17 protein-coding genes are annotated in these 19,968 nt (G+C 32.2%); 15 read left to right on the plus strand and 2 right to left on the minus strand.

Annotation, left to right across the window (positions count from 1 at the left end; translation table 11 throughout):
• Nucleotides 1-88 precede the first annotated feature (88 nt).
• The 5 genes from AK212_RS04280 (at nt 89) to AK212_RS04300 (ending at nt 4,761) form a co-directional block, all read left to right on the plus strand.
• A complete protein-coding gene (locus AK212_RS04280) occupies nt 89-1,603 on the plus strand; it encodes a catalase (protein WP_053029391.1) in 1,515 nt (504 codons plus the stop codon).
• 90 nt (nt 1,604-1,693) lie between these two features.
• Entirely contained in the window at nt 1,694-1,843 is a 150-nt protein-coding gene (rpmG, locus tag AK212_RS04285) for a 50S ribosomal protein L33 (protein WP_053029392.1), read from the plus strand.
• A 460-nt stretch (nt 1,844-2,303) separates the two neighbouring features.
• On the plus strand, nt 2,304-2,597 hold the full coding sequence (rpsN, locus tag AK212_RS04290) for a 30S ribosomal protein S14 (protein ID WP_280513662.1): 294 nt from the start codon (nt 2,304-2,306) through the stop codon (nt 2,595-2,597).
• A gap of 146 nt (nt 2,598-2,743) precedes the next feature.
• Nucleotides 2,744-3,721, plus strand: coding sequence for a GMP reductase (guaC, locus tag AK212_RS04295; RefSeq protein WP_053029394.1), 978 nt, complete (start codon nt 2,744-2,746; stop codon nt 3,719-3,721).
• A gap of 14 nt (nt 3,722-3,735) precedes the next feature.
• Nucleotides 3,736-4,761 carry a CAP domain-containing protein gene (locus AK212_RS04300; protein ID WP_053029395.1) on the plus strand — a complete coding sequence of 342 codons (1,026 nt, stop codon included), beginning with the start codon at nt 3,736-3,738 and terminating at the stop codon, nt 4,759-4,761.
• A gap of 229 nt (nt 4,762-4,990) precedes the next feature.
• On the opposite strand, the gene lexA is transcribed toward AK212_RS04300, so the two are convergent.
• On the minus strand, nt 4,991-5,614 hold the full coding sequence (gene lexA / locus AK212_RS04305) for a transcriptional repressor LexA (RefSeq protein WP_053029396.1): 624 nt from the start codon (nt 5,612-5,614) through the stop codon (nt 4,991-4,993).
• Nucleotides 5,615-5,756: 142 nt separating this feature from the next.
• On the opposite strand from lexA, the gene sosA reads away from it, so the two are divergent.
• The 7 genes from sosA to sbcC all read left to right on the plus strand — a co-directional run bounded on the left by sosA (nt 5,757) and on the right by sbcC (nt 13,948).
• On the plus strand, nt 5,757-5,990 hold the full coding sequence (gene sosA / locus AK212_RS04310) for a DNA damage-induced cell division inhibitor SosA (RefSeq protein WP_053029397.1): 234 nt from the start codon (nt 5,757-5,759) through the stop codon (nt 5,988-5,990).
• 123 nt (nt 5,991-6,113) lie between these two features.
• Nucleotides 6,114-6,347, plus strand: a complete 234-nt coding sequence (locus tag AK212_RS04315; RefSeq protein ID WP_053029398.1) for a DUF896 domain-containing protein — start codon at nt 6,114-6,116, stop codon at nt 6,345-6,347.
• 102 nt (nt 6,348-6,449) lie between these two features.
• Nucleotides 6,450-8,438 (plus strand): transketolase, encoded by a 1,989-nt coding sequence (gene tkt / locus AK212_RS04320; RefSeq protein WP_053029399.1) that lies wholly within the window; start codon nt 6,450-6,452, stop codon nt 8,436-8,438.
• Nucleotides 8,439-8,763: 325 nt separating this feature from the next.
• Nucleotides 8,764-9,006: a YneF family protein gene (locus AK212_RS04325; protein WP_011275855.1), complete on the plus strand. Its 243-nt coding sequence runs from the start codon at nt 8,764-8,766 to the stop codon at nt 9,004-9,006.
• Between the two features lie 160 nt (nt 9,007-9,166).
• The gene (locus AK212_RS04330) at nt 9,167-9,634 is read left to right on the plus strand and encodes a CcdC family protein (protein WP_053029400.1); all 468 of its coding nucleotides are present in this window, start codon (nt 9,167-9,169) and stop codon (nt 9,632-9,634) included.
• A gap of 149 nt (nt 9,635-9,783) precedes the next feature.
• Nucleotides 9,784-10,908, plus strand: coding sequence for an exonuclease subunit SbcD (gene sbcD / locus AK212_RS04335; protein ID WP_053029401.1), 1,125 nt, complete (start codon nt 9,784-9,786; stop codon nt 10,906-10,908).
• Between the two features lie 4 nt (nt 10,909-10,912).
• The gene (gene sbcC, locus AK212_RS04340) at nt 10,913-13,948 is read left to right on the plus strand and encodes an exonuclease subunit SbcC (protein ID WP_053029402.1); all 3,036 of its coding nucleotides are present in this window, start codon (nt 10,913-10,915) and stop codon (nt 13,946-13,948) included.
• 61 nt (nt 13,949-14,009) lie between these two features.
• Here sbcC and mscL read toward each other — a convergent pair whose 3' ends face one another.
• On the minus strand, nt 14,010-14,363 hold the full coding sequence (gene mscL / locus AK212_RS04345) for a large conductance mechanosensitive channel protein MscL (RefSeq protein ID WP_033080045.1): 354 nt from the start codon (nt 14,361-14,363) through the stop codon (nt 14,010-14,012).
• Between the two features lie 190 nt (nt 14,364-14,553).
• On the opposite strand from mscL, the gene AK212_RS04350 reads away from it, so the two are divergent.
• The 3 genes from AK212_RS04350 (at nt 14,554) to menI (ending at nt 19,759) form a co-directional block, all read left to right on the plus strand.
• The gene (locus tag AK212_RS04350) at nt 14,554-16,191 is read left to right on the plus strand and encodes a BCCT family transporter (RefSeq protein WP_053029403.1); all 1,638 of its coding nucleotides are present in this window, start codon (nt 14,554-14,556) and stop codon (nt 16,189-16,191) included.
• 300 nt (nt 16,192-16,491) lie between these two features.
• Entirely contained in the window at nt 16,492-19,197 is a 2,706-nt protein-coding gene (gene acnA / locus AK212_RS04355; protein WP_053029404.1) for an aconitate hydratase AcnA, read from the plus strand.
• A gap of 91 nt (nt 19,198-19,288) precedes the next feature.
• A complete protein-coding gene (gene menI, locus AK212_RS04360) occupies nt 19,289-19,759 on the plus strand; it encodes a 1,4-dihydroxy-2-naphthoyl-CoA hydrolase MenI (protein ID WP_053029405.1) in 471 nt (156 codons plus the stop codon).
• Nucleotides 19,760-19,968 lie beyond the last annotated feature (209 nt).

Genomic DNA, 19,968 nt, shown 5'->3' on the forward strand with positions numbered 1-19,968 from the left:
GAAAATGTTTTAATTATAGGGCTTATGGGTTTATTAATAGTAGATTCTAAATTATAATTATTATAAATAAGTGAAAGGGGAATTAACTATGGCGAAAGATGATAAAAGATTGACTGGTTTGTTTGGGCACCCAGTTTCAGATAGAGAAAACAGTATGACAGCTGGTCCGCGAGGTCCTCTATTAATGCAAGATGCTTATTTCTTAGAGCAAATGTCTCACTTTGATCGTGAGGTCATTCCAGAACGTCGTATGCACGCGAAAGGTTCAGGTGCATTTGGTACGTTTACTGTTACAAATGATATTACAAAGTATACAAATGCTAAAATCTTTTCAGAAGTAGGGAAACAAACAGAAATGTTTGCACGTTTCTCAACAGTAGCAGGTGAACGTGGCGCTGCCGATTTAGAAAGGGATATCCGAGGATTTGCACTAAAATTCTACACTGAAGAAGGTAACTGGGATTTAGTAGGTAACAATACACCTGTATTCTTCTTTAGAGATCCTAAATTATTTGTGAGTTTAAACCGTGCCGTTAAAAGAGATCCACGTACTAATATGAGAAGTCCACAAAATAACTGGGACTTCTGGACTGGTTTACCTGAAGCGTTACACCAAGTTACTATTTTGATGTCTGATAGAGGTATGCCAAAAGACTTCCGCCATATGCATGGTTTCGGTTCGCACACATATTCTATGTACAATGATGAAGGTGAACGTGTATGGGTTAAATATCATTTCAGAACGCAACAAGGTATCGAAAATTATACTGATGATGAAGCGGCTGAAATTGTAGGTCAAGACAGAGAATCTTCTCAACGTGACTTATATGATGCAATCGAAAACGGCGATTATCCTAAATGGAAAATGTATATCCAAGTCATGACAGAAGAACAAGCTAAAAATCACCCAGATAATCCATTTGATTTAACTAAAGTATGGTACAAAGGTGATTATCCATTAATTGAAGTCGGTGAATTTGAACTTAACAGAAACCCTGAAAACTATTTCATGGATGTAGAACAAGCAGCGTTCGCACCAACAAACATTATTCCTGGTTTAGATTTCTCACCAGATAAAATGTTACAAGGTCGACTATTCTCATACGGTGATGCACAACGTTATAGATTAGGTGTTAACCACTGGCAAATACCTGTAAACCAACCTAAAGGTGTTGGTGTTGAAAACATGTGTCCATTTAGTCGTGATGGCCAAATGAGATTCCTTGATGGTAACCAAGGTGGAGGCCCACATTACTATCCAAATAATAAAGGTGTGTATCAATCACAACCTGAATATAAAAAACCAGCATTCCCTGTAGACGGTGATGGCTACGAATATAATCAAAGACAAGACGATGACAATTACTTCGAACAACCAGGTAAATTATTCCGTTTACAATCAGATGATGCGAAAGAAAGAATCTTTACAAACACAGCAAATGCAATGGATGGTGTGAGTGAAGATGTTAAACATAGACATATCCGTCATTGCTATAAAGCTGATCCAGAATATGGTAAAGGTGTTGCCAAAGCCTTAGAAATTGATATTAATGATGTTGATTTAGAAGGTACTAACGACGAAACTTACGAAAATTTTAAATAGTACTGAAAAAATTCAATTGCGTTGAGCATTGTATTATGGTAAAATTTTAAATCGTAAGTATTCCTAGTTAAACAAGAAAGGATGTTAATTATGCGCGTTAATGTAACATTAGCTTGCACAGAATGTGGCTATCGTAATTATATTACTACTAAAAACAAACGTAACAATCCTGAGCGTATTGAAATGAAAAAATATTGCCCAAGATTAAATAAATACACGCTACACCGTGAAACTAAATAATATCTTATCTTTTAAATACGACAATAAAGATAAAGTTAACAATGGGAAGTAGGACATAAACAATATTTTCTCAAATTTATTTCATTGTCCTCCCCAGGCTAGGTTGACTAGCTTTGAAATAGCTTGGTTTAAGCATATTTTCAAATCATCAACTATTGCCAAAATGATAAAAGAGGCTGAGACATTTTATTTTGTCTTAGCCTCTTTTCTACGATTAGTTAAATACTTATAATATGGCAGTCTTATGAGGGTTCTCATTAGGCTGCTTTCTTAATTTGACGTAATAATTGATAGGATGATGATCGTAAGAATACTGTCCATTTATAATAGTCATGATCACTCAAAATAAACGTTTTCTCGTTTTTAATAATCACGTATGTTTGCAATTAATTGATTAAATTGAGTTATTCGTCTTGTAAATTTAAAATCATATGTTATTATATAAAACGTAATAATTACGATTTATAAAAATAGGAGTGACTCAAATGGCAAAAAATCTAAAATTGCTAAAGAAATGAAAAGAGAAAAATTAGTAAATCAATATTATGAATTACGTCAAGAATTAAAAGCAAAAGGAGATTATGAAGCATTACGTAAATTACCACGTGATTCTTCACCAACACGTTTAACTCGTAGATGTAAAGTGACAGGCCGTCCAAGAGGTGTCATGAGAAAATTCGAAATGTCTAGAATCGCATTTAGAGAACACGCACATAAAGGACAAATTCCTGGTGTTAAAAAATCAAGCTGGTAAAATTCAAATCTAGTACTTTAGTCCATTTACAAGACAATTAAAACATTGTAAAGTATATAAGGGTGAGAAAATGAATGATTTTTAGTTTTGATATACTAAACGTTCGTTTTTACTTAATAAATATGATTGTATAGGGGCTAAAAAGTATGAAAATTTTTGATTATGAAGATATTCAATTAATTCCAAATAAATGTATCGTTGAAAGTCGTTCTGAATGTGATACAACTGTCCAATTCGGACCTAAAACATTCAAGTTACCTGTAGTTCCTGCAAATATGCAGACTGTAATGAGTGAAGAATTAGCGCATTGGTTTGCCAAAAATGATTACTTTTATATAATGCATCGCTTTGATGAAGAAGCTCGTATTCCATTTATTCAAAATATGCAAAAAGAAGGTTTATTTGCTTCTATATCAGTAGGTGTTAAAGCAAATGAATTTAAATTTATTGAAGATTTAGCTGACAAACAATTGACACCTGAGTATATTACGATTGATATCGCTCATGGACACTCAGATTCAGTTATTAAAATGATCAAGCATATTAAAAAGCATATTCCTTCATCATTTGTAATTGCTGGGAATGTAGGTACGCCAGAAGGTGTTCGAGAACTTGAAAATGCAGGCGCCGACGCCACTAAAGTTGGAATTGGGCCAGGTAGAGTTTGTATTACTAAGATTAAGACTGGTTTTGGTACTGGTGGCTGGCAATTAGCAGCCTTAAACATTTGTAGTAAAGCAGCACGTAAACCTATTATTGCTGATGGTGGTTTAAGAACACATGGTGATATAGCCAAATCAATTCGTTTTGGTGCGAGTATGGTGATGATTGGTTCATTATTTGCTGCTCACGAAGAGTCACCAGGTGAAACAGTTGAATTAGACGGTAAACGTTATAAAGAATATTTTGGTAGTGCATCTGAATTCCAAAAAGGCGAACATAAGAATGTAGAAGGCAAAAAAATGTTTGTTGAACATAAAGGGTCATTAAAAGATACTTTGACTGAAATGCAACAAGATTTACAAAGTTCAATTTCATACGCAGGTGGAAAAGATTTAAAATCATTAACAACTGTAGATTATGTTATCGTACGAAATTCAATTTTTAATGGGGACAAAGATTAAAATTTGAGTGGCAGGTGTACATTATCAAAAAATTCTTTTTACTTTCATTGGTATTGTTAGCTGTAACTTTATTAATACCATTAAAAGAAAATCAAACATTAATTAATGTTCAAAATGACGTAAGAAGTAAAGTTCAACAAGTAATGAACCAAGACTCAAGTGTTAAAAACAATGCACTAAAGACACCTAAAGATCAAGACTTTGCAATCAATAATATTCAAATGAATATGTCCAAAGGCAAAGTTGAGCGTCAATTAGGTCAACCTAAAAGAATAACATCTAACGAATATGGAACGAAATGGTATGCCTATTACAACAATGATTACGAAAACTTTATTATGGTTAGCTATATTGATAATAAGGTCAATGCATTGTATAGTAATCAGAATGTCATTACTTCTAAATCTAAAGTGAAATATAATACACCTAAAGATGTCGTAAAAGAACGACTAGGTAAGCCGTTAAAAGAAATGGTTAAAGGCAGATTTCGAATTGATATCAGTAGTGATGAATATGATGTTTTCCATAAGGATAATATTTATACAACTGTTTTTTATGATAAACATAATGACAATGGTGTTACCGCATTACTTCAAGTTAGTGATGCAATGGAAAAAAGATTGACTCAACATTATGGTGCACCATCCTCAACGTTAGAGCAGAGTTTTGAATATCAAAATTATGATTTAGTTAATGCAGAGCGAAAACAACATGGACTGAATACATTAAGTTATGCCAAAGATGTGTCTAATACTGCGAGGAAGCATAGTGAAGACATGGTAAAACAGAATTATTTTGATCATAACAATTTAGATGGGGCATCCCCATTTGATAGATTAAAGGCTGATAACATTGACTTTAACGCTGCAGGTGAAAATCTAGCTTACGGTCAACAAAACAGTATATTTGCACATGAGGGATTAATGAATTCACTTGGTCATAGAAAAAATATATTGAATTCTAATTTTAAAACACTAGGTGTAGGCGTTGATTTTAATGATGAGCGTCAGCCATATTGGACAGAAAATTATACTGGCTAAGTGTTTTAAGCCAACTTATTTAGGGTATCTTTTAGTTGATAAGGAAGTTGATATTATGACAACTAAAAATGCAAAAAAACTAGATATTCTAGACAAAGTTAAAGAAATTTTGAATAAAAAAGAAAATGAAAAGCAAAAGAACTAGCAAAGTCTACATTGTAAACTTTGCTAGTTCTTTATTTATTTCGATATATAAGAGAGAGGTAAACGTAAATTTTAAAATTTAGAACTACAATTCTCTATATAAACCAATCACTTTACCAATAACGGTTACGTTATCAAGATAAATTGGGCTCATTGTACTATTTTCAGGTTGTAATCTATAACGTGTTTTCTCTTTATAGAAACGTTTAACCGTTGCCTCATCATCTTCAGTCATAGCAACAATAATGTCTCCATTTTCAGCAATGGTTTGACTTCTAACGATAACTTTGTCTCCGTCTAAAATGCCAGCTTCAATCATACTTTCACCAACAACATTTAAAATGAAAATGTCACTATTGTGTGTAGATGTTAAATGCTCTGGTAATGGGAAATATTCTTCAATATTTTCTACTGCAGTAATTGGAATACCAGCAGTAACTTTACCGATTACAGGAACGTAAATCGTTTCTTCCATGTTAACTGAATCATTCGTTTGTTCGCTAACAATTTCAATCGCTCTTGGTTTAGTAGGGTCTCTTTTAATATATCCTTTTTCTTCTAGTCGTGATAAATGGCCGTGGACAGTAGAACTTGACGCTAATCCAACAGCTTCACCAATTTCTCGAACACTAGGTGGATATCCTTTCGTTTGTACTACATGTTTAATATAATCATATATTTCGCTTTGACGTTTAGTTAATTCTCTCATATATAGGCACTCCCTAGTTTTATTTAACTATAGTATAGCATTTATTTATTTAATGAACAAACATTTGTTCGTTTTTGTGTTGACTAGGAACAGATGTTCTGTTAAAGTGTGTATACAAACAAATGTTCTAGAGGTGGAAGTAATGTTTAATAAATATAAAAATAAATTAATAACGAATATAGCTGTTGTATCAATATCTTGTGTTGTTTTTATAGTATTTTTCATGAATTTATATCATAACGCTCAAACGGAACAAACGTACGAAATCACTGATCATACAATTTCTAAACAGGCAATAATTAAAGATGATAATAAGAACGTAAATAATACAAATGGGGAACAAGATGACTACAAAGTGTTCGCCTTTGTCAGATAAGTATCAATTTTGAGGTCTATCGAAGCTATTGAAATGTCTATAGCTTTTGCCTAGGCCTCTTTTTTGTTATATTCTATGAAGTAAAAGAGAATGAAATAGGAAAATAAAGAAAGAGTGATAAAGATGCCTAAAGATAATTTGAATATAGATAGAATTAATGAACTAGCTAAAAAGAAAAAAGAGCAGGGCTTGACGGAAGCTGAAGCTAAAGAACAATCAAAATTACGTAAAAAATATTTAGAAGCATTTAGAAAAGGATTTAAACAACAAATTGAAAGTACAAAAGTAATTGATCCAGAAGGCAATGATGTTACGCCTGAAAAATTAAAAAAAATTCAAGCACAAAATAAAAAGTAGTAAATTTAAAGTAAGGTTCTTTGAGACTAAACGATTATCAATTACACTATTTTTAAGTTATAATATAACAAATATGATTTAAATAGAAGGGAAGTATTAGAGATGTTTAACGAGAAAGATCAACTAGCGATAGATACTATTAGAGCTTTAAGTATCGATGCAATAGAAGAAGCTAATTCAGGTCACCCTGGGTTACCAATGGGCGCTGCACCAATGGCTTACACGTTATGGACACGCCATTTAAATTTTAACCCTCAATCTAAAGACTATTTTAATAGAGACCGCTTTGTATTGTCAGCAGGCCATGGTTCTGCGCTATTATATAGTTTATTACATGTTTCAGGTAGTCTTGAATTAGAAGAATTAAAGCAATTTAGACAATGGGGCTCTAAAACACCTGGACACCCTGAATTCAGACACACTGATGGGGTTGAAGTTACGACTGGTCCTCTAGGACAAGGTTTTGCTATGTCAGTAGGTATGGCATTAGCTGAAGATCATTTAGCTGGTAAATTTAATAAAGATGACTTCAATATTGTTGATCACTATACTTACGTACTAGCATCTGATGGTGACTTAATGGAAGGTATTTCTCATGAAGCTGCTTCATTTGCAGGTCACAACCAATTAGATAAATTAATCGTATTATATGATTCAAATGATATCTCATTAGACGGGGAATTAAACAAAGCATTTTCAGAGGATGTAAAAGAGCGTTTTGAAAGTTATGGTTGGAATCACATTTTAGTTAAAGATGGTAATGATCTTGATGCCATTGATCAAGCGATTACGAAAGCTAAATCACAACATGGACCAACGATGATTGAAGTTAAGACAATTATTGGTTATGGTGCGCCTAATGTTAGCGGAACGAATGGAGTTCATGGTGCACCACTAGGTTCAGATGAAAGAAAATTAACATTTGAAGCATATGGTTTAGATCCAGAAAAACGTTTCAACGTTCCAGAAGAAGTATATGAAATTTTCCAAACTACAATGCTAAAACGTGCAAATGAACATGAAGACGCATGGAAAGCATTATTAGAAACGTATTCAAATAAATATCCAGAATTAGCTGATGAATTTAAATTGGCTATTAGCGGTAAATTACCAACAAATTATAGAGATGAATTACCACGCTTTGATAGCGATCATAATGCTGCAACTCGTGCTGATTCAGGAGAAATCATCCAAGCGTTAAGTAAATCTGTTCCTTCATTCTTTGGTGGCTCAGCTGACTTAGCGGGTTCAAATAAATCTAATGTAAAAGAAGCAACTGATTATGATAGAAATACACCTGAAGGTAAAAATATATGGTTTGGCGTGCGTGAATTCGCAATGGGTGCAGCTGTAAATGGTATGGCAGCACACGGTGGTTTACACCCATATGGTGCAACATTCTTTGTATTTAGTGACTACTTAAAACCTGCGTTACGCTTATCAGCTATTATGGGATTAAATTCAACATTTATCTTTACACATGATTCAATTGCAGTAGGTGAAGATGGTCCTACTCATGAACCAATTGAACAATTAGCTGGATTAAGATCTATTCCAAATATGAATGTTATACGTCCCGCTGATGGAAACGAAACAAGAGTAGCATGGGAAGTTGCGCTAGAATCAGAACAAACACCTACTTCATTAGTACTTACACGTCAAAATCTACCATATTTAGACGTTGATGAAGATACAGTTGAACAAGGTGTTCGTAAAGGTGCTTATGTTGTTTTTGAAACAGAAACTAAGCCTGAATACTTGTTACTAGCAACTGGTTCAGAAGTTAGCTTAGCTATTCAAGCAGCTAAAGATTTAGATAAACAAGGTAAAGGTGTACGTGTAGTATCAATGCCAAACTGGTTTGCTTTTGAACAACAATCAGATGAATATAAAGCATCTGTAATTCCTAAAGAAATCACTAAACGTGTGGCAATTGAAATGGCATCACCATTAGGATGGCATAAATATGTTGGAACAGAAGGTAAAGTGATTGGTATTGATCAGTTTGGTGCAAGTGCCCCTGGTGATTTAGTTGTCGAAAAATATGGTTTCACTAAAGAAAATGTATTAAATCAAATTCGTACACTTTAATGATAGAAACATTAAATCTTTGTACAAAAAGATAGTGGAAATATTTAGTTAATGCCTAGAAGTTAACTAATCTAAGACGGCGTTTGAACATGCTTTCTTAGTCGTAGGGGCGGGACAATGAATTCAAATTGAATTTTGTCCCGCTTCATTTATTTGTGAAAATATATGATTGATCTTAAATTTTTATGTGTAAGTTTAAAAATAAGACTTACATTTGAGTAAGTATTTGTTATGATAACATTTGGATATAGATTTACTAACTAGCTCTTGAAAATAGAATCGTAATTTAGTAAAATTCAGTAGGATATAGAAAGTGGGTGAAACAATGGCAACGTGGTTAGCAATTTTATTAATCATTGTAGCGCTTATCGGTGGACTAGTTGGTGGTTTCTTTTTAGCACGTAAATACATGATGGATTATCTGAAAAAAAACCCACCTATTAATGAAGAAATGTTACGTATGATGATGATGCAAATGGGTCAAAAACCATCGCAAAAGAAAATCAATCAAATGATGACAATGATGAATAAAAACATGGATCAAAACATGAAAAGTTCAAAAAAATAATCTTCTAACGGATTGTAAGACCTTTAAGGTTTACAATCCTTTATTTTTATAGTAAAACATCTTTAGTGTTATTTAAAAAATTTAAAAAGATTTAAAATATCAAATTACTTTTAATTAAGTAATCTCTAGTAAGAGTTTATGAATATAAGAGGGTGTAACGTTGGCATATTTAATTTTTTCAATTGTATTTGCATTATTTATGGGAATCGTGGTAATTTTTATTCGCATGAAAGCACAAAACTTTCCTGTTAATGAAAAGAAAATCATTTTACCACCATTTTTTATGGCTACAGGTGCATTGATGTATGTGATTCCGTACTTTAGATTAACTGGGATGGAAATCTTAGAATCAATCATACTCGGCGTTTTATTCTCTACAGTTCTAATATGGACAAGTCATTTTGAGATACATGGTACTGATATTTACATGAAGCGTTCTAAAGCATTTCCAATTATTTTAATATCATTGTTAATTATACGAACTGTAATTAAAATATTTATTAGTAGTCAAATTGATCCAGGTGAAATTGGCGGTATGTTCTTCTTATTAGCCTTTAGCATGATTGTACCTTGGAGATTAGCTATGTTGTATAAATATAAAAAATTGAAAAGTAAAATTGTAAAATAAGCTAGGGTTAGCATAGCGTGTTTGAAAGTATATAAAGATAGGTGGAAGACGACTTCTTAATGATATCGTTCCACCTTTTTTTAGTTTGAACTATGATGTAATTCAGGATATAATAAATACGAACAAATGTTCTTGATGGAGGAGTTAAAATGAAGATTATTCATACTGCTGATTGGCATTTAGGTAAGATTTTAAATGGTAAGCAATTTTTAGAAGATCAACGATACATACTAAATCAGTTTATTGAGAATTTGAAAGACGAGAAACCAGATGTTTTAATCATTTCAGGTGATATTTATGATACGTCTTATCCTAGTAAGGAAACAATTAAACTTTTTGAAGAAACGATTAAAACAATCAATGTAATCATGGAGATTCCGACGATTATAACGAATGGAAATCATGATGGTAGAGAAAGATTAAACTATGGTTCTACTTGGTTTGAATTTTCACATTTATATATTCGAACGCAACTTCATTCAATGTCTACACCCATAACGATTAATGACATCAACTTTTACACACTCCCATTTGCCACAATTAGTGAAATTAAAGCCTTTTTTGATGACGATGAGATAAAGACATATGAGCAAGCAACTCAAAAATGTATCGAACATATGTCAGCGCATTTAGATCAAAATCAAATCAATATATTAATTGGCCATTTAACCATTAAAGGTGGTAAAACGTCAGAGTCTGAGAGACCTCTTACAATTGGGACAGTTGAGAGTGTAGAAAAGTCTAATTTTAAAATGTTCGATAGAGTGCTCTTAGGACATTTGCATCATCCGTTTAGTATCACCGATAATGTCATTGATTATAGTGGCTCACTATTACAATATTCATTTTCAGAGGTTAATCAAGCTAAAGGTTATAAGAGATTAACAATAAAATCAAAAAACAACATTGAAACTAAGTTTGTTCAATTGAAGCCATTGCGAGAATTAGAAGAAATTGAAGGGGACTATATGGATGTCGTACAAGGAAATGTTCCTGTGAAGAATAAAGACAACTATTTCCATTTTAAATTAAAAAATATGTCACATGTTACCGATCCAATTATCCACCTTAAACAACTATTTCCGAATACATTATCTTTAAGTAATATCACATTTGAAAGTCGAAATGATACCACTTATGCAAATTTTAAAACAACTGATGATCCTACAATCATTAAAAATTTCTATAAAACGATTACAGATGAAGATTTAACAGACTATCAAGAGAAAAAGATACACCAATTATTAAACCAAGTTATTTATAAGGAGGATTAAATCATTGAGACCATCTAAATTAATACTTAATAACTTCGGACCATTTATACATGAAGTGATTGATTTTCAACAAATAAATAAGGAACAGTTATTTTTAATTAGCGGGAAAACTGGTTCGGGTAAGACGATGTTGTTTGATGCTATTGTTTATGCATTATTTGGAAAGGCATCAACAGAAGGAAGAAATGAGGGTGAGTTGCGAAGTCATTTCGCTGATGGTAAATCACCAATGAGTGTAGAGTATGAATTTAATATCAATGATAAGAAGTTTAAAATATATAGACAAGCTGGCTTCGTTAAAGATGGAAATTCATCGCCAACAGCGGGGAAACTTGATGTATTTGAATTTGATGAAGATAGTCAGTCATATGAATTGCGCGAGAGTAAAATTAGTTCAGGTAATAGTTATATCAAAGAACTATTAGGTATAAATGCGGAGCAATTTAGACAATTATTTATATTACCACAGGGCGAATTTAAGAAATTTTTAGTTTCAAATAGTTCTGATAAACAGAGTATTTTAAGAACGCTATTTAACAGTATACGTTTTGAAGAGATGCAGAATTTATTAATGAATCAAGTTAAAGATGAGAAAAAGCAAATTGAATCACGTTATGATCAAATTCAGATGCTTTGGGATGATGTTGAAACATTTGAAGATGATACATTAATTCAATTTAAAGATCTAAATAGTATGCAAACTAAAGAAATTGTTAATGCAATACCTCAATTTGAACAAGTAGGTCAACGCTTAGATGAGGAATATGAACATCTAAAATTACAGCATTACGAATCACTTGAATCTATCAAACGCAAGATAGAGTCAAATCATAATTTAATTGATTCATTAAAAGAACTAGAACGTAATAAAAATGAAAAAATTCAACTTGAAAAAAATAAAGCGTATATTGAAGAATTAAAAAGTGAATTACATAAAATAATGGAAGTTAAACCCTTAAGTCATTTATACGATCAAAAAAACGCTAAAGAACAAAAGCTAAAAGATACGCAACAGAAGTTAAATACTATTTTAAAATATTTGGAAGAGCTTAATGCAAATTTGAAGAAACTCCAAAAAGAACAGAATAATTTAAATGAACAGTCTGAAATGGTTAGTGGTAAAACAGCATACGTTGAAAAAACAAAACAATTTTATATGAATTTGAATAAATATCAGAAAGCATTTGAAGAAATTAAACAAAATGATGCGCATCTTAAAAGTAATCATCAAACACAAGAAGAAAATAGAGGGTTAATCAATAATTTAAATAAGGAAATAGCTCAAATAGATGTTAGTAGTGAAAATATTGAAAAACTTAACCAAGTTATATTTGAATTAAAAATGTCATATGATAAAAAAATGGCTTTAAAACAGAATAAAGATAAATTTCAATTATTAAATCAAAAATATAACGAAACTGAAATTAAAATTAGTAAGGTTAAAGAACAAATCTCAGATTTGAAAGTTGAATTAGAGAAAATAGATAAAACAAATATTGATTTGAATGATAAGCAAACGTTTATTCAAGAGATTCAAAATGCGCTTCATGTTGGAGACACATGTCCAATATGTGGGAATGAGATTGAATCACTTAATGAGCATATCAACTTTAATGAAATCGCTAGAAATCAAAGTTTAATAAAAAATGTGAATAATGACTTAAATTCTAAAGTGAATGAGTTAACAAAACTTGAAACGACTTCTGAACATATTAGTAAACAAATGAATGAATTAGAGTTTAATGAGGATGAAATTAACGACATTGGTGAAATAGAAGTCCAATTAACAGTAAAAAGTAAAGAAAAAGAAAATCTGCAGCTTCAATTAAAAGAACTTGAGCAATTAAAAAAAGAACTCGAAAAGCAAAAAGACATCTATCATAGTTTACAGATTAAACATGAAAAATTACAATCTTTGAAGCAATATTACGAAACATTAATATTGGATTTTAAAGATAATACCGACTACGAAGACATATCAAATTTTGAACAATGCTACATGCAATATGATCAAATTGTTAGTGAATATGTAACGAAGAAAGAAACTTTAGAGTCAGAATTAAATCAAACAAAGCAACAAATAGAAATTGAATCTAATAATTTAAATAATAATCAGCAAGGTATCGAGGAACTTAAACAAGAGCTAAATGATTATAGCGACAAGATTAATCAAGAAATGGAACGTATAGGATTAAATTCATATGAAGATGTTGCATCTTTACTTGCTAAGTTAAATAGCAAAGAACAAATTGAAATGAAGATTAAGCAATATGAACAAGATCACCAAAAATTCACATTAGAAATTGAGCGTTTATCTAATATTACGAAAGGTCAAGTACCTGAAGCGGTTGATCAGTTAGACGCTACTAAGACTGAGATTGAAAGAAAGTATAATCATTACATGGAAATGAGTGCTACAGTTCAATATAAAGTACAAAGTAATAAAGAAAAATTCAATAGTATAACGAACCACATTAATTATTTAGACAAAGAATTAAAAGAGCAACAAGAAATATTTGAATTATCTGAGGTATTATCAGGCAAAAATAGTAAGAAATTGACATTAGAAAATTATGTACTTATTTACTATTTAGAACGAATCATCCATCAAGCAAATATACGTTTAGAGCGTATGAGTGGAGAAAGATATCAATTAAAACGAAGAGAATCAATATCTCATGGTTATAGTGGTTTAGAAATTGAAGTGTTTGATTTTCATTCAAATAAATCAAGACACATTAGTTCGTTATCTGGTGGTGAAACATTCCAAGCATCACTCGCTTTAGCATTAGGTTTAAGTGAAGTGGTCCAACAGGAATCTGGCGGTATTACATTAGAATCAATGTTTATTGATGAAGGGTTTGGTACGTTAGACCAAGAAACATTAGAAACGGCGCTAGACACTATCGTTAAACTAAAAACGACAGGTAGAATGGTTGGAATTATATCTCATGTGAGTGAACTGAAACAACGCATACCATTAATTCTCGAAGTAACGTCAAATCAATATCAAAGTCAAACCAGATTTAAATGGAATTAAAAAAATACAATATGGCAACTTAATATCAGTACTATCGTTGCCATATTGTATTTAATTATCATTATTTTGCTCTTAATAAATCGCGAATTTCTGTTAATAAAACAGTATTTTCTTCGATTTCTTCTTCAGGCTCTTCTTTTTTCACTAATGTATTTGCTATTTTTACAAATATAAATAGTGCAATTGCCACAATTATAAAATCAATAATCGATTGAATAAATAGGCCATATTTAATTCCCCAGAATTCCCAATCTTTAGCAAAATCAACTGAACCGAAAATTTTACCAATTAATGGCATAATAATGTATGTAACTAAAGATGTAACAATTTTGTTGAACGCTGCACCCATAACTACAGCGATTGCTAAATCCAACACGTTACCTTTAAGTGCAAACTCTTTAAATTCTTTAAACATAAACTCAATACCCCCACATAATAATAAAATATATTATACAACATATAAATATTTTAGTAAATGTTTTATTTAAAAGAAATTTGCTATTGTATAAAGCCTTTGTTATCCTTTAATATAGCGTCTTAAATTACTTCATAGAATATTATCATATGTAGATTAAAATATAGTAAAGGAAAGGAGTAAGTAAATTATGAATTCTTCTTCAGAAGAAACAAAGCATAATAAGAAGTTTTCATCGGTTTTTATCTATAGTGCTATTGTAGTAGCTATTGTGGTATTAATCGGTGCGTTTTTACCGGATCAATTCGGTACAATAACAGGCAATATCAGTAGTTGGATTACTGAAAAGCTTGGATGGTATTACATGATTTTGACTACAGTAATTGTGTTCTTTTGTATCTTTTTAATCTTTAGTCCAATCGGTAAACTTAAGCTAGGTAAACCAAACGATAAACCAGAATTTAATACTGTATCTTGGTTTGCAATGTTATTTAGTGCCGGCATGGGTATAGGTTTAGTGTTCTACGGCGCAGCTGAACCTATGGCAGATTTTGCTTCACCACCTAATGCGGATCCTAAAACTACTGAAGCATACACGGAAGCATTGCGTTCTACATTCTTCCACTGGGGATTCCATGCTTGGGCAGTATATGGCGTAGTTGCATTAGCATTAGCCTATGCACAATTTAGAAAAGATGAACCAGGATTAATTTCAAGAACATTACGTCCAATTTTAGGTGATAAAGTTGAAGGACCTATCGGAACAGTTATTGACGTTCTTTCAGTTTTCGCAACTGTTGTAGGTGTAGCTGTATCACTTGGTATGGGCGCGCTACAAATTAATGGTGGACTTAATTACTTATTTGGCATTCCAAATAATGTATGGGTTCAATCAATTATTATCGTAGTAGTAACAGTTTTATTTATTGCTAGTGCATGGTCAGGTTTAAGTAAAGGTATTCAATATTTAAGTAACTTAAATATTGGATTAGGTACACTTTTAATGATTATTGCTTTAATAATTGGACCTACTGTACTAATCTTTAATATGTTTACTAGTTCAACTGGTAGCTTACTCAATACATTCTTATTCAACAGTTTTGATACTGCAGCGCTAAATGGCCAAAAACGTGAATGGATGTCTTCTTGGACACTTTACTATTGGGGTTGGTGGTTAAGCTGGAGTCCATTCGTAGGTGTGTTCATCGCACGTGTTTCTAAAGGACGCTCAATTCGTGAATTTATTTCAGGTGTATTACTTGTACCTGCTATCATAAGTTTCTTATGGTTCAGTGTATTTGGTGTATTAGGTATCGAAACAGGTAAAAAACATCCAGAGTTATTTGATATGACACCTGAAACTCAACTATTTGGTGTATTCCACCACGTTCCATTAGGAATGGCATTATCACTTATAGCATTAGTGTTAATTGCTTCATTCTTTATTACATCTGCCGATTCAGCAACATTCGTACTAGGTATGCAAACAACATTTGGTTCACTTGAACCTTCTGGTACTGTTAAAGTAACTTGGGGTGTTGCGCAATCATTAATCGCGTTCATCTTATTATTAGCAGGTGGAGGAAATGGTGCTGACGCATTAAATGCGATTCAAAGTGCGGCAATCATAAGTGCCTTCCCATTCTCCTTTGTAGTAATAATGATGATGATTAGTTTCTATAAGGATGCAAATAAAGAACGTAAATTCTTAGGATTAACACTACAACCAAATAAACATAGACTTGAAGATTATGTTAAATATCAACAACAAGATTATGAATCTGATATTTTAGAAAAGCGTGAATCAAGAAGAAACGCTGAAAAATAATATTAGGTAATCGTAATTTAAGTTTATTGCCTTTAAGCACATAACCAGTGCTTGAAGGCAATTTTTTTATTGAGGCAGTTACAATAATTTGTATATCAATGAAAATCATTCTCAATTAATAATATTTACTTATAGTAGGTTGCTTATATGATAAGAATAAATTATATACACTGATTAAAAATGCGAAAGCTAAATCACGTGAAATATAAGTATATAGAGTTGTTTTGAAAATCATATAATTATACAATTTATTTAAAGGCATATAAATATGAATTTTTAATATTCAAGGGGGATATACAAATGACTTCAAACATTAAGCAACAAGCTAAAAAGACATTTGAAGCGAATGGACAGTCATATACGTATTATGATTTAAAGAGTTTAGAAGACCAAGGCTTAACGAAAGTAAGTAAATTACCTTATTCAATTCGTGTTTTATTAGAATCTGTTTTAAGACAAGAAGATGAATTTGTCATTACAGATGAACATATTAAAGCTTTGGGTAACTTTGGTAAGGAAGGGAACGAAGGTGAAGTACCTTTTAAACCATCTCGTGTTATTTTACAAGACTTCACAGGTGTTCCTGCAGTAGTAGACTTGGCATCATTACGTAAAGCAATGAACGATGTTGGTGGGGATATTAATAAAATCAACCCAGAAGTACCAGTAGACTTAGTTATTGACCACTCTGTTCAAGTTGATAGCTATGCTAATCCAGATGCATTAGAAAGAAACATGAAATTAGAATTTGAACGTAACTATGAACGTTATCAATTTTTAAATTGGGCAACTAAAGCATTTGATAACTATAATGCTGTTCCCCCTGCGACAGGTATTGTTCACCAAGTAAACCTAGAATATCTTGCAAATGTGGTACACGTTCGTGACGTTGATGGAGAACAAACGGCATTTCCAGACACACTAGTAGGAACTGACTCTCATACAACGATGATTAATGGTATTGGTGTACTTGGTTGGGGTGTTGGTGGTATCGAAGCTGAAGCGGGGATGTTAGGCCAACCATCATATTTCCCAATTCCTGAAGTAATTGGTGTACGTTTAACTAATTCATTACCTCAAGGTTCAACAGCTACTGATTTAGCCTTACGTGTAACACAAGAACTACGTAAAAAAGGTGTAGTAGGCAAATTTGTTGAATTCTTTGGACCAGGTGTAACGGATCTACCTTTAGCAGACCGTGCAACAATTGCCAACATGGCGCCTGAATATGGTGCAACTTGTGGTTTCTTCCCGGTTGACGAAGAATCACTTAAATATATGAGATTAACTGGACGTAAAGAAGAACATGTTGAATTAGTAAAAGCATACTTAGAGCAAAATAATATGTTCTTCACTGTAGATAAAGAGGATCCAGAATACACAGATGTTATCGATTTAGATTTATCAACTGTTGAAGCTTCACTATCAGGTCCAAAGCGTCCACAAGATTTAATTTTCTTAAGTGATATGAAGAAAGAATTTGAAAAATCTGTTACTGCACCAGCTGGTAACCAAGGACACGGATTAGATCAAAGTGAATTTGATAAAAAAGCAGATATTCAATTTACAGATGGATCTACTGCAACAATGAAAACAGGTGATATAGCTATTGCAGCGATAACATCATGTACAAATACATCTAACCCATATGTTATGTTAGGTGCAGGATTAGTTGCTAAAAAAGCTGTTGAAAAAGGCCTAAAAGTACCTGAATTTGTTAAGACGTCATTAGCACCGGGTTCAAAAGTTGTAACTGGTTACTTACGTGATTCTGGTTTACAAGAATACCTTGATGATTTAGGTTTCAACTTAGTTGGTTACGGTTGTACAACATGTATTGGTAACTCTGGACCGTTATTACCAGAAATTGAAAAAGCAGTGGCTGAAGAAGATTTATTAGTAACATCCGTATTATCTGGTAACCGTAACTTTGAAGGTCGTATTCATCCATTAGTTAAAGCAAACTATTTAGCTTCACCTCAATTAGTAGTAGCTTATGCATTAGCTGGTACAGTTGATATTGATTTACAAAATGAACCTATCGGTAAAGGTAAAGATGGTGAAGATGTATACTTAAATGATATTTGGCCTACTATTCAAGAAGTTGCGGATACTGTAGATAGTGTTGTAACACCTGAACTATTCTTAGAAGAATATAAAAATGTATATAACAACAATGAAATGTGGAATGAAATCGATGTAACAGATGCTCCTTTATATGATTTCGATCCAAACTCAACATATATCCAAAATCCATCATTCTTCCAAGGTTTATCTAAAGAACCGGGTACAATTGAACCGCTTAAAGACTTAAGAGTAATGGGTAAATTTGGTGACTCAGTAACGACTGACCACATCTCTCCAGCAGGTGCTATCGGTAAAGATACACCAGCAGGTAAATATTTATTAGATCACGATGTACCTATTAGAAACTTTAATTCATATGGTTCTCGTCGTGGTAACCATGAAGTAATGGTAAGAGGTACATTTGCGAATATTCGTATTAAAAACCAATTAGCGCCAGGTACTGAAGGTGGATTCACAACATATTGGCCAACTGATGAAGTAATGCCAATTTATGATGCTGCTATGAAATATAAAGAAGACGGTACTGGTTTAGCTGTTTTAGCAGGAAATGATTACGGTATGGGTTCTTCTCGTGACTGGGCTGCTAAAGGTACAAACTTATTAGGCGTTAAAACAGTTATCGCTCAAAGTTATGAACGTATTCACCGTTCTAACTTAGTTATGATGGGTGTATTACCTTTACAATTTAAAGATGGTGATTCAGCTGATTCACTTGGTTTAGATGGTAGAGAAGCAATTTCAGTAGACATCGATGAAACTGTTCGTCCTCATGATATTGTTAAAGTTCACGCTAAAAAAGAAAATGGCGACGTTGTTGATTTTGAAGCAATCGTCCGCTTCGATTCTCTAGTTGAATTAGATTACTATCGTCATGGTGGTATTTTGCAAATGGTTTTAAGAAACAAATTAGCACAATAAATTAATATGGGAAGCCATGCTGACTTTATGTTGGCATGGTTTTTTTATGTTAATATGAATTGTGAATGATATAGGAAAGAGGTACGAATGAATGATATACAGTATGACTGAAATTGAAGCTAGATATCAAGAAACAGATAAAATGGGTGTGATTTACCATGGGAATTACGCTACATGGTTTGAAGTTGCACGAACAGATTATATTCGTAAGCTAGGCTTTAGTTATGCAGACATGGAGAGAGAGGGTATCATTTCTCCGGTTGTAGACCTTCAAATTAAATATAAAAAATCAATTTTTTATCCTGAAAAAGTAACAATCAAAACATGGGTTGAACAATATTCAAGGCTTAAATCAGTTTATTGTTATGAAGTTTATAATGAAAATGGGGAACTTGCGACAACGGGATCTACACAATTAATTTGTATGAAATCAAGTAATTTTCGTCCAATAAGGTTAGATCGCTATTTTCCAGAATGGCATAAAACATATAGTCACGTTGATAAATTGAATCAAGAAGAAAAAGATTTTGAAGTGACACAACCAAGCGATCTTGAAATTTAAATAAAATAAAAGAGGCTGGGACATAATTCCTAGCAAAAATGCCAGTAAATGAGTTTTTTATAAATTCATTTACTGGCTTCTTTATATACAATACTTCGTATTGTTGGCTCGCTTTCTTAGGGGACAGCTTCAGCCTGTAGTCCTCTAAAGAAATTCTTAGATGAATATTCACTCATTATAGTTGCGACGCTTTCCTGTGGGAAAGGCTC

Origin of the sequence: Staphylococcus borealis (assembly GCF_001224225.1) — a bacterium.
GTDB classification, from domain to species: Bacteria; Bacillota; Bacilli; order Staphylococcales; family Staphylococcaceae; genus Staphylococcus; species Staphylococcus borealis.

Coding starts and splice junctions, on each gene's coding strand:
- AK212_RS04280 (WP_053029391.1), top strand. CDS start 89: ATGGCGAAAGATGATAAAAGATTGACTGGTTTGTTTGGGCACCCAGTT.
- rpmG (WP_053029392.1), top strand. CDS start 1,694: ATGCGCGTTAATGTAACATTAGCTTGCACAGAATGTGGCTATCGTAAT.
- guaC (WP_053029394.1), top strand. CDS start 2,744: ATGAAAATTTTTGATTATGAAGATATTCAATTAATTCCAAATAAATGT.
- lexA (WP_053029396.1), bottom strand. CDS start 5,614: ATGAGAGAATTAACTAAACGTCAAAGCGAAATATATGATTATATTAAA.
- sosA (WP_053029397.1), top strand. CDS start 5,757: ATGTTTAATAAATATAAAAATAAATTAATAACGAATATAGCTGTTGTA.
- AK212_RS04315 (WP_053029398.1), top strand. CDS start 6,114: ATGCCTAAAGATAATTTGAATATAGATAGAATTAATGAACTAGCTAAA.
- tkt (WP_053029399.1), top strand. CDS start 6,450: ATGTTTAACGAGAAAGATCAACTAGCGATAGATACTATTAGAGCTTTA.
- AK212_RS04325 (WP_011275855.1), top strand. CDS start 8,764: ATGGCAACGTGGTTAGCAATTTTATTAATCATTGTAGCGCTTATCGGT.
- sbcD (WP_053029401.1), top strand. CDS start 9,784: ATGAAGATTATTCATACTGCTGATTGGCATTTAGGTAAGATTTTAAAT.
- mscL (WP_033080045.1), bottom strand. CDS start 14,363: ATGTTTAAAGAATTTAAAGAGTTTGCACTTAAAGGTAACGTGTTGGAT.
- AK212_RS04350 (WP_053029403.1), top strand. CDS start 14,554: ATGAATTCTTCTTCAGAAGAAACAAAGCATAATAAGAAGTTTTCATCG.
- acnA (WP_053029404.1), top strand. CDS start 16,492: ATGACTTCAAACATTAAGCAACAAGCTAAAAAGACATTTGAAGCGAAT.
- menI (WP_053029405.1), top strand. CDS start 19,289: ATGATATACAGTATGACTGAAATTGAAGCTAGATATCAAGAAACAGAT.